This is a genomic window from Streptomyces showdoensis (genome assembly GCF_039535475.1).
GTDB lineage: Bacteria > Actinomycetota > Actinomycetes > Streptomycetales > Streptomycetaceae > Streptomyces > Streptomyces showdoensis.
Map to the genome: position 1 here is coordinate 3,296,947 of NZ_BAAAXG010000026.1, position 13,178 is coordinate 3,310,124.

Here is a 13,178-nt window from a genome sequence, read left to right on the forward strand (position 1 = left end):
AAGCAACCAGGATGGAGAGGTACGGAGGGGGACGAACCCCAGCGGCACGGCCGGAGGAGACGCCCATGGCCCAGGAAGTACGCGCGCCGCGCGCCGGCGACGGCCCCGCGCCCGGGGAGGGCCAGAGCCACCGGACCGTCATGGTGGCGATCGGCGCGCTGCTGCTCGGCATGCTGCTCGCCGCACTCGACCAGACCATCGTCTCCACCGCGCTGCCGACCATCGTCAGCGAACTCGGCGGCATGGAGCACCTCTCCTGGGTCGTCACCGCCTACATGCTGGCCTCGACCGCCGCGACGCCCCTGTGGGGCAAGCTGGGCGACCAGTACGGGCGCAAGAAGCTCTTCCAGAGCGCGATCGTCCTCTTCCTCATCGGCTCCGCGCTCTGCGGCCTCGCCCAGAACATGCCCCAGCTGATCGCCTTCCGCGCCGTCCAGGGACTCGGCGGCGGCGGGCTCATGGTGCTGTCGATGGCGATCGTCGGCGACCTCGTCTCGCCCCGGGAACGCGGGCGCTACCAGGGCCTGTTCGGCGCCGTCTTCGGCGCCACCAGCGTGCTCGGGCCGCTGCTCGGCGGGCTGTTCACCGAACACCTCTCCTGGCGCTGGGTGTTCTACATCAACCTGCCCATCGGCATCGTCGCCCTCTTCGTCATCGCCGCCGTGCTGCACATCCCGGTCGGCGGCACCCGCCACACCATCGACTACCTCGGCACCTTCCTCATCGCCTCGGTCGCGACCTGCCTCGTCCTGGTCGCCTCCCTCGGCGGCACCACCTGGGCCTGGGGCTCGCCCCAGATCATCGGGCTCGCCGTCCTCGGCGCCGTCCTGCTGGTGTGGTTCGTGTACGTGGAGGGGCGGGCCGCCGAACCCGTCCTGCCGCTCAAGCTGTTCCGGATCAGGACCTTCAGCCTGGTCTCGGTGATCAGCTTCATCGTCGGCTTCGCGATGTTCGGCGCGATGACCTATCTGCCGACCTTCCTCCAGGTCGTGCAGGGCGTCAGCCCCACCATGTCCGGCGTCCACATGCTGCCCATGGTCTTCGGCATGCTCCTCACCTCGACCGGCTCCGGCCAGATCGTCTCCCGCACCGGCCGCTGGAAGGTCTTCCCGCTCGCCGGCACCGCCGTCACCGCGCTCGGCCTGCTCCTCCTGCACCGGCTCACCGAGACCAGCTCCACCTGGGAGATGAGCGTCTACTTCTTCGTCTTCGGCGCCGGACTCGGCCTCGTCATGCAGGTCCTGGTACTCGTCGTGCAGAACGCCGTCTCCTACCAGGACCTCGGCGTCGCCACCTCCGGAGCCACCTTCTTCCGCTCCATCGGCGCCTCCTTCGGCGTCGCCATCTTCGGCACGATCTTCACCAACCGACTCACCGACAAGCTGGCGGCCGCCCTCGCCGGGCAGCAGCTGCCGCCCGGCGCCGGGGCCGGGCAGATCGCCGCCGACCCCCGGGCCATCGAGGCCCTCCCGCCGGAGCTGCGCCCCTCGGTGCTGCACGCGTACGCCACGGCCATCACCGACGTGTTCCTGTACGCGGCCCCGGTCGTCCTCGTCGGCTTCGTCGTCGCCTGCTTCCTCAAGGAGGACCGGCTGCGCGGCTCGGTCACCGCGCCCGACGCCAGCCAGACCGTCGCCTCCAACCCCGTCGAGCGCTCCTCCCACGACGAGTGCGCCCGCGCGCTGTCCCTGCTCGGCTCCCGGGCGGGACGCAAGCAGATCTACGAGAAGATCACCGCGCGCGCCGGGCTCGACCTGCTCCCTGCCGCGAGCTGGCTGCTGCTGCGGGTGCGCCGGCACGGCACCGTGGAACCCTCGCTGCTCGCCGACACCACCCCCGTACCGCTGCGGGCGATCACCGAGGCCGCGCGGCAGCTGGAGGAGCGGGAGCTGGTGGCCAGGGAGGGCGTCCAGCTCGTGCTCACCGAGGACGGCGCGCTGACGGCCGTACGGCTCGCCAAGGCGCGCGAGGACTCGCTGTCCGAGCTGCTCGGCGACTGGTGGGGGCCGGACCGCCCGACCGACCTGGTGCAGCTGGTGGAGGAGCTGACGGCCGAGCTCGGCGGCTCGGACGGCGAGCGCCCCCGCTCGCCGGAGCCCCCGGGCGACCACCACCATCCCTGAGACCGGCCGGGGCGCGCGTCCCTGAGACCGGCCGGGGCGGAACGCATCCCCGAGGGACCGGCCGGGGCCGCGCGCTCAGAGCTCCTTGCCGTACCAGACCTCCATGTACGGCCCCGAACAGTACGCGGGGATCTCGGCGTAGCCGTGCCGCGCGTACAGCGCCCGCGCCTCCACCAGGTCGAGGCGCGTGTTGAGGACCGTCCGGCGGGCGCCGAGGGCGCGGGCCGCGTCCTCCAGGCCGTGCAGCAGGGCGCCCGCGCCGCCCTTGCCCCGGAAGGCGTGGCGCAGGAACACCCGGGTCAGCTCGGCCCGTTCGGCGTCCAGCAGGAGCACCCCGCCGCAGGCCGCCGGTCGGCCGTCGTAGCGGCCCACGAGGAACTGCCCGGTCGGCGGGGCGAGCAGCTCGACGCCGTCGCCGGCCAGCCCCTCGTCGATCTCCGCCTCGGTCGCCGGGCGCTTCCAGTACCGTCCGGCGACGTCGCCGTAGTAGGCGCGGCGCAGGGCGGTGGCGTCCGGGGTGCCGACGTGCTCGGGGGCGAAGATCCAGGTCATGCGCGCCATTGTGCGGCGCGCACGACCCGGGACGCAGCCGGGTTTCCCGGGAGCGGGCGGGTCAGGCCTTGGGCGACGAGGTCTGCACGACCTCGAAGGACCACAGGGTCGAACCGGTCGCCGCGGGCTTCGGCCGCTCGGCCCCGCCCTCGCCGCCCGCCGTGCCCTGGTGGGCGGCCTTCATGGAACCGTTCATCCAGTTCTGGAAGTCCTCCTCGCTGCGCCAGCGGGTGTACACGAGGTAGGAGTCCGTGCCCTCCAGCGGGCGCAGCAGCTCGAACCACTCGAAGCCGTCCGAACCCTCGACGGCCCCGGCGCGCGACGCGAAGCGCTGCTCCAGGACCTCGCGCTGCTCGGCCGGAACGGTCAGTACGTTGATCTTCACGATGCTCATGAAGGGCAGGATATGACCGGTACCGACGCGATCCGGGAACTGGCCGGCGACTGGCTCGCCCTGCCGGGCGAGGAGGGGCGGGACTTCGTGGTGTCCCCGGCCGGGCTGTGGCTGGCGCTGACGGCCGTCGCCTCCGGTGCGGGCGGGAGGACGGCCGAGGAACTGCGGGCGCTGCTCGGGGCCGCCGGGCCGGAGGCCGCCGACGCCGTGACCGCCGTGGCGCGGAGCCTGGCCGCCGGCGGCGGGACGGACGTGGCGGCCGGGGTGTGGAGCCGGGTGCCGCTCCTGGCCGGGTTCCGGGAGCGGCTGCCCGAGGTCGGGTTCGGCGTGCTCGACGAGGGGGCGCGCGACGGGATCGACGCCTGGGTGCGGAAGGCCACCGGCGGCCGGATCGAGGCTCTCCCGCTCACCCTCGACGGCCGGGAGGACCTGGTCCTGGTCGGCGCGCTGGCCCTGAAGGCCGCCTGGCTGGCCCGGTTCCCGGGGCACCTGACCCGGGACGAGCCGTTCACCCGCGGCGACGGCGCCGTCGTGCCCGTACCGACCATGCACCAGCGGATTCCGGCGACGTGGGCCTGGCGGACGGCCGGGGCGACCGTCGTCGAACTGCCCTGCGAGGGCGGTGACGGGGCCGTCCGGGTGCGGTTCGTGCTGGGTGCGCCCGGGGACGGGCCGGCCGCCGTGCTGCCGGCGGCCTGGGCCGGGCCCGCCGGGCGGGAGGCGGTCCGGGCCGAGGCCGTCGACCTCGCCCTGCCGCGCTTCACCCTCCGGACCGTCACCGACGTGCACGCGCGGCTGCCCGGGCTCGGCGTCCGGAGGGCGCTCCGGCCGGGCGCCGACTTCTCGGGCCTTTCGCCGCAGCCGCTGTACGTGTCGGCCGCGGTCCAGGAGGCGCTGGTCGAGATCGCCGAGGAGGGCGTGGAGGCGGCCGCGGTCACCGCCGTGGCGATGACCCGCTCGGCCGCCCCGCCGGCCCGCCTCACGGTGGAACGGATCGCCTTCGACCGCCCGTTCGGGGTGGTCGTGCTGGCGGGTGCGGGCGCCGGAGAACTGCCGCTGTTCGTCGGCTGGCGCTCCGGCGTCGCGTGAGGCTCCCCGCCCGCCCCGGTCCGACCTGATCCGAAGGACACGACCGAGGTCGTGTCCGGAAAGTCCCGCCCTGCCCTGCGGGCAGACGGCGCTACTTTCCGGACACGACCTAATCGAGCACGCGGGCGATCAGCAGCCCGTCGTGTCCCTTCGTCCCCACCGTCTGGAAGGCGGTGGCGTCGAGTCGGGGCTCGGCGGAGACCAGGTCGAACATCGCGCGGGTGCCGGTGATCGCCGGGTCGTCCGGGTGGGCCGTGGCGACCTTGCCGCCGCGCACCACGTTGTCGACGACGATCACCGTGCCGGGCCGGGAGAGCTTCAGGGCCCAGGAGACGTAGTGCGGGTTGTTGACCTTGTCGGCGTCGATGAAGACGAAGTCGAAGGGGCCCGCGCCCTCCTCCGCCAGTGTCGGCAGGGTGTCCAGGGCCGCGCCGGTGCGCACCTCGACGAGCTTGTCGAGGCCCGCCCGGGCGATGTTGGCGCGGGCCACGTCCGCGTGGACGGGTGAGTACTCCAGGCTGATCAGCCGGCCGTCCGCGGGCAGCGCGCGGGCGAGCCAGATGGTGCTGTAGCCGCCGAGGGTGCCGATCTCCAGGACGCTCTTCGCGCCCTGGGTGCGGACGAGCAGGTTCAGCAGCTTGCCCTGGTTGGGGGCGACGGCGATCTCGGGCAGGCCGGCCGCCGTGGAGTCGGCGAGCGCGGCGGCGAGCGCCTCGTCGTCCGGGGCGAGGAGCTCGGTGAAGTAGCGGTCGACGGAGGTCCATTGATCCTGGTCGTTGCTCATGCCACCGAACGTACACCGGTCCTCGCGCGGGGTGAGTCCGTTCGGGAGGCGGGGCCGTCGGCATGGGGGTGGGACCCCGCCTCCCCGGGCTTCAGGCCACTCTGACCCGGAGCTCCTTGATGCCGTTCAGCCACGCCGCCCGGAGCCGGCGCGGGTCGCCCGCGAGCGTCAGGCCGGGCAGTTCGTCGGCGAGCGCCTCGAAGATCAGCTCGATCTCCTTGATGGCGAGGGACTTGCCGAGGCAGAAGTGGGGTCCGCCGCCGCCGAATCCGAGGTGCGGGTTGGGGTCGCGGGTGATGTCGAAGGTCTCGGGGTTCTCGAAGACCTCCGGGTCGTTGTTGGCGGAGGAGTAGAAGAGGCCGATCCGGTCGCCCTTGCGGATCTGCTGCCCGCCGAGTTCGGTGTCCTGGGTGGCGGTCCGCTGGAAGGAGACGACGGGGGTCGCCCAGCGCACGATCTCCTCGGCGGCGGTCGCGGGCCGCTCGCGCTTGTAGAGCTCCCACTGGTCGGGGTGGGTGAGGAAGGCGTGCATGCCGTGGCTGATGGCGTTGCGGGTGGTCTCGTTGCCGGCCACCGCGAGGAGCAGCACGAAGAAGCCGAACTCGTCGGAGGAGAGGTTGCCCTGTCCCTCGGCGGCGACGAGCTGGCTCACGATGTCCTTGGCGGGGCACTCCTTGCGGGCGGCGGCGAGGTTCATCGAGTAGCCGATGAGCTCCATGGCGGCCTCGGCGCCGATCTCCTCGGTGATGGCGTACTCGGGGTCGTCGTACGCGACCATCTTGTTCGACCAGTCGAAGATCCGGGCCCGGTCCTCCTGCGGTACGCCGATGAGTTCGGCGATGGCCTGGAGCGGCAGCTCCACGGCGACCTTGGTGACGAAGTCGAAGCCGCCGCCCTCGTCCGCCGCGGCCTTGGCCTCCTCGACGATGGCCCGGGCGCGGTCGCGCAGCGCGGTCTCCAGGCTCCGGATGGCGCGCGGGGTGAAGCCGCGCTGGACGATCTGGCGGACCCGGCTGTGCTCCGGCGGGTCCATGTTGAGCATGATCAGCTTCTGGACCTCGATCTGGTCCCGGCTGATGTGCTCGTTGAAGCGGATGACGGCGGTGTTCTCGTTGGAGGAGAACAGCTCGGGGTGGGTCGAGACGTACCTGACGTCGGCGTGCCGGGTCACGGCCCAGTAGCCCTCGTCGGCGAAGCCCGTGACGCCGGGGGGCTGGGCGCACCACCAGACGGGTGCGGTCTGCCGCAGTTGCGCGAACTCCGGGTGGGGTATCCGGTCCTGGAGCAGATCGGGGTCGGTGGCGTCGAAGCCTTCGGAGAGATGCGGGCAGGGCATCGGCAACACGTCCTTGTCTGATCCTGTCGGATCCGTGGCCGGATCCGATGTCTGACGACCCATCAGAAGTTGCCGGGAAAGGTAGTAACGAGTTCTACAAGAGGCAAGGCATGGCACGGGAACTGTTGCGTTCCGGACCCTTGCGTACCCGCGGTAGCAGTCATAAGACTGCACTCAGAACTAGAACGCGTACCAGTTCCGGATGTGAGTCCGCACCGGAGTGCCGGGACACCCCGGGCGGGCGAGGAGAGGACGAGCTCATGGCCGCGGAACCCGTCATCGTCGAAGCCGTACGCACCCCCATCGGCAAGCGCGGAGGCGCGCTCGCCAACCTCCACCCCGCCTATCTCCTCGGCGAGACCTACCGCGAACTCCTCGGCCGCACCGGCATCCACGCCGACTGCGTCGAGCAGATCGTCGGCGGCACGGTCACCCACGCCGGCGAACAGTCCATGAACCCCGCCCGCACCGCCTGGCTCACCATGGGCCTGCCGTACGAGACCGCCGCCACCACCGTCGACTGCCAGTGCGGCTCCTCGCAGCAGGCCAGCCACATGGTCGCCAACATGGTCGCCGCCGGCGTCATCGACATCGGCATCAGCTGCGGCGTCGAGGCGATGTCCCGGGTCCCGCTCGGCTCCGGGTCCAAGCACGGTCCCGGAAAGCCCTGGCCGGACGAGTGGAACGTCGACCTGCCCAACCAGTTCGAGGCCGCCGAGCGCATCGCCCGCCGCCGCGGCCTCACCCGCGAGCGCGTCGACTCCCTCGGCCTGCTCTCCCAGGAACGGGCCGCGACCGCCTGGTCCGAGGAGCGTTTCAAGCGCGAGACCTTCGCCGTCCAGGTCCCCACCACCGAGGAGGAGCAGGCGGGCGGCCAGGGCATGTGGCGGCTCGTCGACCGCGACGAGGGCCTGCGCGACACCAGCCTGGAGGGGCTCGGGCGGCTCAAGCCCGTCATGCCCACCGCGATCCACACCGCCGGGAACTCCTCCCAGATCTCCGACGGCGCCTCCGCGATCATGTGGGCCTCCAAGCGGATGGCCCGCGCCCTCAAGCTCCGCCCGCGCGCCCGGATCGTCGCCCAGGCCCTGGTCGGCGCCGACCCGCACTACCACCTCGACGGACCCGTCGACGCGACCCGCGCGGTGCTCGGCAAGGCCGGGATGTCCCTCAAGGACATCGACCTGATCGAGATCAACGAGGCCTTCGCCTCCGTGGTGCTCTCCTGGGCCCAGGTCTTCGACCGGGACCTGGACGGACTCGCGAAGGTCAACGTCAACGGCGGCGCCATCGCCCTCGGCCACCCCGTCGGCGCCACCGGGGCCCGGCTCATCACCACCGCCCTGCACGAACTGGAGCGCACCGACAAGGAGTTCGCGCTGATCACCATGTGCGCGGGCGGCGCTCTGGCGACCGGCACGATCATCCAGCGGCTGTAGCCGCCGGACCCCCGGGGAGGCGCACGGTGAAGACCGTGCCGCGGCCCGGCGTGCTCCGCACCGCCACCGCGCCGCCGCGCGCCTCCACCAGCTTCCGGACGATCGCGAGCCCGAGACCGCTCCCGCCGGTCCGCCGCGAACGCGACTTGTCCGCCCGCCAGAGGCGGTCGAAGACCTGCGGCAGGCCCTCCGGGGCGATCCCGGAGCCCGTGTCGGCCACCTCGATCACGGTCCCCCCGGCGTCCCCGGGGCCGTACGCCAGGGTCACCGACCCGCCCGCCGGGGTGTGCCGCACCGCGTTCGACACCAGGTTGCCCACCAACGCCGCAGGCCCCGCCCCTCCATGCGGAGGGCGGGGCCTTGCGGGTGTGCGCGGTGCGGCGTGGTGACTCTTAGTACCAGCCGTGCGACTGCCAGAAGGTCCAGGCGCCGTTCGGGGAGCCGTAGCGCTCGTTCATGTAGTCCAGACCCCACTTGATCTGCGTGGCGGGGTTGGTCTTCCAGTCGGAGCCGGCCGAGGACATCTTCGAACCGGGCAGGGCCTGGACCAGGCCGTAGGCGCCGCTGGAGGAGTTGGTGGCGGTGTGGTTCCAGCCGGACTCGTGCTCGACGATCTTGCTGAAGGAGGCGAACTGCGCCGGCGGAACGATCTGTCGGGCGATCTCCTGGGGGGTCGCGGCGGAGGCCGTACCCGTCGTGCCGAGCACCGCACCGGAGGCGCCGAGCAGAACCGCCGCGGTCACGGCGAAGGACTTCTTGCGGGAGGTGGCGCGAGTGGCGATCGAGCGGAACAAAACGTCATACCTAACGTCGGGGACTGGGGCCGCGCCAGGGTTTTCGGCAAGCCGGAACCAGAGCCCGGGAGACCCGGGAACTGGGGGGAACCGGCCGGCCGTGCCGTTGCGGTGAGCACCGGCTGCCTGGCGACGTCCACCAGAGAAGCAGCCGGGGAGCGGCGGCGCAATCACCCCCAGTACGAGGGAGGTTCGGACCCCGGCCACAGGTCCCGGAGCGAGCTCTGCCCCGTTTGCGCAGGTCACGCCCGCGTATGGGGGGATTTGGTCGACCCGTGACCGCCTACTATTTCCGGTCGTACGTGACGTGGGTCCTATGAGGCGCCTCACCCGCGAGGGCCTTCTCGGGGGCCTCGAATGTGACCTGGGCCTCGAAGTTCGCCCGCCGCGTGGCCCGCCGCAGCGCCTTCAGGAGGGCACCGCCGACGGTGAGGATGAGGACCACGGTGAGCAGCGCCCGGCCGAGGTCCCAGCCGAGGGAGGTGGCGGCCACGTACGCCAGGAAGCGCACCAGGTTCTCCCGCACCGGCTCCCCGGGCCGGAAGGAGATCGCCTGACCCATGCCGCCGACCGTCACCCAGCCGTAGAGATTGGTGACCGTGCCGTACGCGAAGGCCGCCAGGAAGCCGTACGCGGAGAGCATCAGCAGCTCGGCCCGCCCCCGCAGCCTCCCCCACGCTCCCGGCCTCGCTCCGGCGGGGGGGACCCCCATCGGCCCCGGCAGGAGCCCCGCGCCCATCGTGAACCAGCCCATGGCGAGCATCTGGGTCGGCATCCACGGCCCCACCCCGCCCGTGAGCAGGGCGGACGCGAACATCGTCACCGCGCCCAGGACGAAGCCGAAGCCCGGCCCCAGGACCCGGCCGCTCAGCACCATCAGGAAGAACATCGGCTCCAGGCCGGCCGTCCCCGCCCCCAGCGGCCGCAGCGCCGCCCCCACGGCGGCCAGCACCCCCAGCATCGCCACCGCCTTCGCGTCCATCCCGCAGTCGGCGATCGTCGCCACGACGACCGCGATGAGGAGGGGGAGCAGCAGGGCGAAGAACCAGGGGGCGTCCGCGGCGTGGTCGGTCAGCGCCGAGCCCGCGTCGGCGAAGAGCGGCCAGCCGATCGCGATCAGCCCGACGACGGAGACCAGGACCAGGGCCGCGACCGAGCGGGCCCCCAGGCGGATCGGCCGGGCGGCGCGCGCGCTCACAGCGCCCCCTCCACCTGTTCGACGGTGAGCCACGGCTGCGGCGCGAGGACCTTCGCGACCTGCGGCGAGAAGGCGGGCGAGGACACGACGACCTCCGCCGTCGGCCCGTCCGCCACCACCTCACCGCCCGCGACGATCACCACCCGGTGCGCGAGCTCCGCCGCCAGCTCCACGTCGTGCGTGGCCAGCACGATCGCGTGCCCCTCGGCCGCGAGCCCGCGCAGCCGCGCCACCAGGCGGGCCTTGGCCGCGTAGTCCAGACCGCGGGTCGGCTCGTCGAGCAGCAGCAGCGGCGGGCGGGCCGTCAGCACCACGGAGAGCGCGAGCGCCAGCCGCTGCCCCTCCGACAGGTCCCGCGGGTGCGTCTCGTCCGCGACCCCCGGCAGCAGCTCCGACACCAGCGCCCGGCAGCTCCCCGGCTCGGCCCCCGCGTCCGCGTCGGCGGCGGCGCACTCGGCGGCGACCGTGTCCGCGTACAGCAGGTCCCGCGGTTCCTGCGGTACGAGCCCGACCCGGCGGATCAGGGCGCGCGGGTCCGTGGCGTGCGGGGTGAGCCCGGCGACGCGGACGGTGCCGGAGGTGGGGGCGATCATGCCGACGAGGGTGCCGAGCAGGGTCGACTTCCCGGCCCCGTTCCGCCCCATGAGCGCGACGGTCTCGCCGGCGGCGACCCGGAGGGTCACCTGGCGCAGCGCCTCGACCCGGCCGCGGCGGACGGCGAGGCGGTCGATGTGGACGAGGGGGGCGTCGGGGGACGGAACGGGGGCGGTGGTGCGGGCGCGGCGCCGGAAGAGGGAGATTCCCCCACCCCGCCCCTTCACGGAACCGGTGGCCCCGCCCCCGGACCCCCGCGCCCCGAACGCCGGCGGGGCCGGGTTCGCGGGCTCCGGCCGCTCCCGGCCCTCCAGCCGCTCCCGCAGCGCCCCCGCCGCCCGCCGCGCGTCCCGCACCGACAGCGGCAGCGGGTCCCACCCGGCGAGGCGGCCCAGCGCCACCACCGGCGGGTGCACCGGCGAGACGGCCATGACGTCGGCGGGCGCGCCCAGCACCCCGTCCGGCAGCAGCAGGACCCGGTCCGCGTACTGCACGACCCGCTCCAGGCGGTGCTCCGCCATCAGGACCGTCGTGCCGAGGTCGTGGACGAGGCGCTGCAGCACCGCCAGGACGTCCTCCGCGGCGGAGGGGTCGAGCGCGGAGGTCGGCTCGTCGAGGACGAGGACCTTGGGGTGCGGGGTCAGCACGGAGCCGATCGCGACGCGCTGCTGCTGCCCGCCGGAGAGCGTGGCGATCGGCCGGTCGCGGAGTTCGGCCAGGCCCAGCAGGTCCAGGGTCTCCTCGACCCGCCGCCGCATGACCGCGGGGGCCAGGCCCAGCGACTCCATGCCGTACGCGAGCTCGTCCTCGACCGTGTCGGTGACGAAGTGGGCCGACGGGTCCTGGCCGACCGTGCCGACCAGGTCGGCGAGCTCGCGGGGCGGGTGGTGGCGGGTGTCGCGGCCGTCCACGGTGACCCGGCCGCGCAGGGTGCCGCCGGTGAAGTGGGGGACGAGCCCGGACACCGCGCCCAGCAGGGTCGACTTGCCGACGCCCGAGGGGCCGACGAGCAGCACGAGCTCGCCCTCGGGCACGGTGAGGTCCAGGCCGCTCAGGGTGGGGGCGGCCCCGTCCTCGTACGTCACCGTCACGTTCTCGAAGCGGATCATCGGGAGGTCTCCTTCGGAACGGGGGCCACGAAGGCGGGGAGCAGGCCGATCAGGACCGCGGCCGCCGGCCACAGCGGCAGCTCGGGCGCCCGCAGGGGCACGACGCCGGGGCGCAGCGCCTCCGGTGCCGCCGACGCGGCCCAGATCATCGCGACGGCCACCGCGATGCCCGAGCCGGCGACCAGCCAGGCCCGGAGGCCCCAGCGGTCGGGCCGGTAGCGGGTCCTGGTCGTCCGCCGGCCGCCGAGCCGCAGCCCCGCGACGGCAGCGAGGAGCCCGGCGGCGAGGAGCGGCAGGCCGTACCCGGCGCCCTGCGCGGCGAGCAGCCCGTACGAGCCGGCGCACACGCCGAGCAGCCCGCCGAGGGTGAGCACGGCGGTGGTGCGCCGGACGGCGCGCGGCACCTGGGCCGTCCGGCCGTAGCCGCGCGCGTCCATGGAGGCGGCCACGGCCACCGAGCGCTCGAGGGCGCCTTCGAGGACGGGCAGCCCGATCTGGAGCAGGGCCTTCACCCCGCCCGTGGGGCGGCCGCGCAGCCGGCGGGCGGTGCGCAGCCGGACGACGTCGGCGACCATGTTCGGCGCGAAGGTCATCGCGACGACGACGGCGACGCCCACCTCGTACAGCGCGCCCGGCAGCGACTTGAGCAGCCGCGCCGGGTTGGCCAGCGCGTTCGCCGCGCCGACGCAGATCAGCAGGGACGCCAGCTTCAGCCCGTCGTACACGGCGAAGACCAGCTGCTCGGCGGTGACCCGGCCGCCGATCCGCACTCCTTGGGCCCAGTCGGGCAGCGGCACCTCGGGCAGCGTGAACAGCAGCCGCTCGCCGGGGATCGGCGAGCCCAGGACCAGCGAGAACACCACCCGCAGGGCGACGACGAAGAGGCCCAGCTTCACGAACGCGCCGTACGAGCGGGCCCAGGGCGCGTCGGTGCGGCGGGCCGCGACGACATAGCCCGCGACGCCGACGATCAGGCCGAGCAGCAGCGGGTTGGTGGTGCGGGAGGCGGCCACGGCGAGGCCCAGCGCCCAGAGCCACCAGGCTCCGGGGTGCAGGGCGTTCGAGCGGTTCGCCTCGGGGGCGCGCAGCCGGTTCGGGAGGGTCATCCGCGGCGGCGGCGGGCCTGCCAGACGCCGGCGATGCCGAGGAACAGCACGGCGGCACCGCCGGTGACGAGCCCGAACGACGGCCCGCCGGACGACTCCTCGGCGGCGGTCCCGGCGGGCTGCCCGGACGGCTTCGCGGCGGGAGCGGCGGTCCCGGCGGACGGCTGGGCGGAGGCCGACGGGTCGGCCGGCACCTCCACCTGCTCGCCGCAGCCCTTCGCCGGGTAGCCGGCGATCCCGCACAGCATGGCGCTCGCGTCGTACCGCAGCGGCTTGGCGACCGCCGCCAGCGCCTCGGCGGCGGTGGCGTCCTCGCGGACCTGCGGGCAGCCGGTCCTGAGCCCCTTCGCCGGCGGGGTCTCGCCGGGCGGGGCGTCTTCGGGGCCGCCGAAGTCGACGACGACCGCGATCCGCTTGGTGCCGTCCTGCTTCTCCACGCCCGCGCAGATCTGCCCGAAGTCGGGCGTGGCGGAGGGCTTGGAGGCGTCGGCGGAGTCCTTGCTGACCGCGAAGCGGAAGCCGATGACGCCGCCGTCGGCGGGCCGGGCGGTGGCCGGGCCCTGGGTGGCGTAGGCCCAGCCGCCGCCCTTGCCCTCGCCCTCCCAGAAGGACCAGTAGCGGTAGCCGGCGGCCTGGGCGGGCGCGGCGGCGAGCAGCATC

At 73.8% G+C, this 13,178-nt stretch carries 12 protein-coding genes and 1 pseudogene; 3 read left to right on the forward strand and 10 right to left on the reverse strand.

The annotated features are described in order from the left end of the window. The first annotated feature begins 65 nt into the window (after positions 1–65). Complete coding sequence (locus ABD981_RS28095; RefSeq protein ID WP_046906408.1) at positions 66–2,123, forward strand: MDR family MFS transporter; 2,058 nt, start codon at positions 66–68, stop codon at positions 2,121–2,123. Positions 2,124–2,198: 75 nt separating this feature from the next. On the opposite strand, the gene ABD981_RS28100 is transcribed toward ABD981_RS28095, so the two are convergent. Next, positions 2,199–2,675 (reverse strand): GNAT family N-acetyltransferase, encoded by a 477-nt coding sequence (locus tag ABD981_RS28100; protein WP_046906483.1) that lies wholly within the window; start codon positions 2,673–2,675, stop codon positions 2,199–2,201. Positions 2,676–2,736: 61 nt separating this feature from the next. Continuing rightward, entirely contained in the window at positions 2,737–3,069 is a 333-nt protein-coding gene (locus ABD981_RS28105) for an antibiotic biosynthesis monooxygenase family protein (RefSeq protein ID WP_046906409.1), read from the reverse strand. Positions 3,070–3,081: 12 nt separating this feature from the next. Between ABD981_RS28105 and ABD981_RS28110 the strand changes: the two genes are divergently transcribed. Beyond that, positions 3,082–4,158, forward strand: coding sequence for a serpin family protein (locus ABD981_RS28110; protein WP_046906410.1), 1,077 nt, complete (start codon positions 3,082–3,084; stop codon positions 4,156–4,158). 109 nt (positions 4,159–4,267) lie between these two features. Here the strand turns inward: ABD981_RS28110 and ABD981_RS28115 are convergent, their stop codons facing one another. Together ABD981_RS28115 and ABD981_RS28120 are read right to left on the reverse strand one after the other, a co-directional pair. Beyond that, on the reverse strand, positions 4,268–4,942 hold the full coding sequence (locus ABD981_RS28115; RefSeq protein ID WP_046906411.1) for an O-methyltransferase: 675 nt from the start codon (positions 4,940–4,942) through the stop codon (positions 4,268–4,270). A gap of 91 nt (positions 4,943–5,033) precedes the next feature. Next, entirely contained in the window at positions 5,034–6,278 is a 1,245-nt protein-coding gene (locus ABD981_RS28120; protein ID WP_046906412.1) for a cytochrome P450, read from the reverse strand. Positions 6,279–6,538: 260 nt separating this feature from the next. On the opposite strand from ABD981_RS28120, the gene ABD981_RS28125 reads away from it, so the two are divergent. Continuing rightward, positions 6,539–7,717, forward strand: coding sequence for a steroid 3-ketoacyl-CoA thiolase (locus ABD981_RS28125; RefSeq protein ID WP_046906413.1), 1,179 nt, complete (start codon positions 6,539–6,541; stop codon positions 7,715–7,717). A gap of 1 nt (position 7,718) precedes the next feature. Here the strand turns inward: ABD981_RS28125 and ABD981_RS28130 are convergent. From ABD981_RS28130 to ABD981_RS28155, 6 genes and pseudogenes are all read right to left on the reverse strand, one after another. After that, positions 7,719–8,036 (reverse strand): annotated as a pseudogene (locus ABD981_RS28130) (sensor histidine kinase); the annotation flags it as partial. A gap of 73 nt (positions 8,037–8,109) precedes the next feature. Further along, positions 8,110–8,511, reverse strand: coding sequence for an aggregation-promoting factor C-terminal-like domain-containing protein (locus tag ABD981_RS28135; RefSeq protein ID WP_046906415.1), 402 nt, complete (start codon positions 8,509–8,511; stop codon positions 8,110–8,112). A gap of 286 nt (positions 8,512–8,797) precedes the next feature. Then, a complete protein-coding gene (locus tag ABD981_RS28140; RefSeq protein WP_046906416.1) occupies positions 8,798–9,709 on the reverse strand; it encodes an ECF transporter S component in 912 nt (303 codons plus the stop codon). Continuing rightward, positions 9,706–11,412 (reverse strand): ABC transporter ATP-binding protein, encoded by a 1,707-nt coding sequence (locus ABD981_RS28145; RefSeq protein WP_046906417.1) that lies wholly within the window; start codon positions 11,410–11,412, stop codon positions 9,706–9,708. Before ABD981_RS28145 ends, ABD981_RS28140 begins: the two co-directional genes overlap by 4 nt. After that, on the reverse strand, positions 11,409–12,518 hold the full coding sequence (locus ABD981_RS28150) for an energy-coupling factor transporter transmembrane component T (RefSeq protein ID WP_046906418.1): 1,110 nt from the start codon (positions 12,516–12,518) through the stop codon (positions 11,409–11,411). The genes ABD981_RS28145 and ABD981_RS28150 overlap by 4 nt, the downstream gene beginning before the upstream one ends. Next, positions 12,515–13,177, reverse strand: a complete 663-nt coding sequence (locus ABD981_RS28155; protein ID WP_046906484.1) for an SCO2322 family protein — start codon at positions 13,175–13,177, stop codon at positions 12,515–12,517. Before ABD981_RS28155 ends, ABD981_RS28150 begins: the two co-directional genes overlap by 4 nt. Position 13,178 lies beyond the last annotated feature (1 nt).

What these genes read in the sequence shown, in the direction of transcription:
- ABD981_RS28125 (WP_046906413.1), top strand. Translation starts at nt 6,539, where the DNA reads ATGGCCGCGGAACCCGTCATCGTCGAAGCCGTACGCACCCCCATCGGC.
- ABD981_RS28120 (WP_046906412.1), bottom strand. Translation starts at nt 6,278, where the DNA reads ATGCCCTGCCCGCATCTCTCCGAAGGCTTCGACGCCACCGACCCCGAT.
- ABD981_RS28155 (WP_046906484.1), bottom strand. Translation starts at nt 13,177, where the DNA reads ATGCTGCTCGCCGCCGCGCCCGCCCAGGCCGCCGGCTACCGCTACTGG.
- ABD981_RS28105 (WP_046906409.1), bottom strand. Translation starts at nt 3,069, where the DNA reads ATGAGCATCGTGAAGATCAACGTACTGACCGTTCCGGCCGAGCAGCGC.
- ABD981_RS28115 (WP_046906411.1), bottom strand. Translation starts at nt 4,942, where the DNA reads ATGAGCAACGACCAGGATCAATGGACCTCCGTCGACCGCTACTTCACC.
- ABD981_RS28110 (WP_046906410.1), top strand. Translation starts at nt 3,082, where the DNA reads ATGACCGGTACCGACGCGATCCGGGAACTGGCCGGCGACTGGCTCGCC.
- ABD981_RS28095 (WP_046906408.1), top strand. Translation starts at nt 66, where the DNA reads ATGGCCCAGGAAGTACGCGCGCCGCGCGCCGGCGACGGCCCCGCGCCC.
- ABD981_RS28145 (WP_046906417.1), bottom strand. Translation starts at nt 11,412, where the DNA reads ATGATCCGCTTCGAGAACGTGACGGTGACGTACGAGGACGGGGCCGCC.
- ABD981_RS28150 (WP_046906418.1), bottom strand. Translation starts at nt 12,518, where the DNA reads ATGACCCTCCCGAACCGGCTGCGCGCCCCCGAGGCGAACCGCTCGAAC.
- ABD981_RS28100 (WP_046906483.1), bottom strand. Translation starts at nt 2,675, where the DNA reads ATGACCTGGATCTTCGCCCCCGAGCACGTCGGCACCCCGGACGCCACC.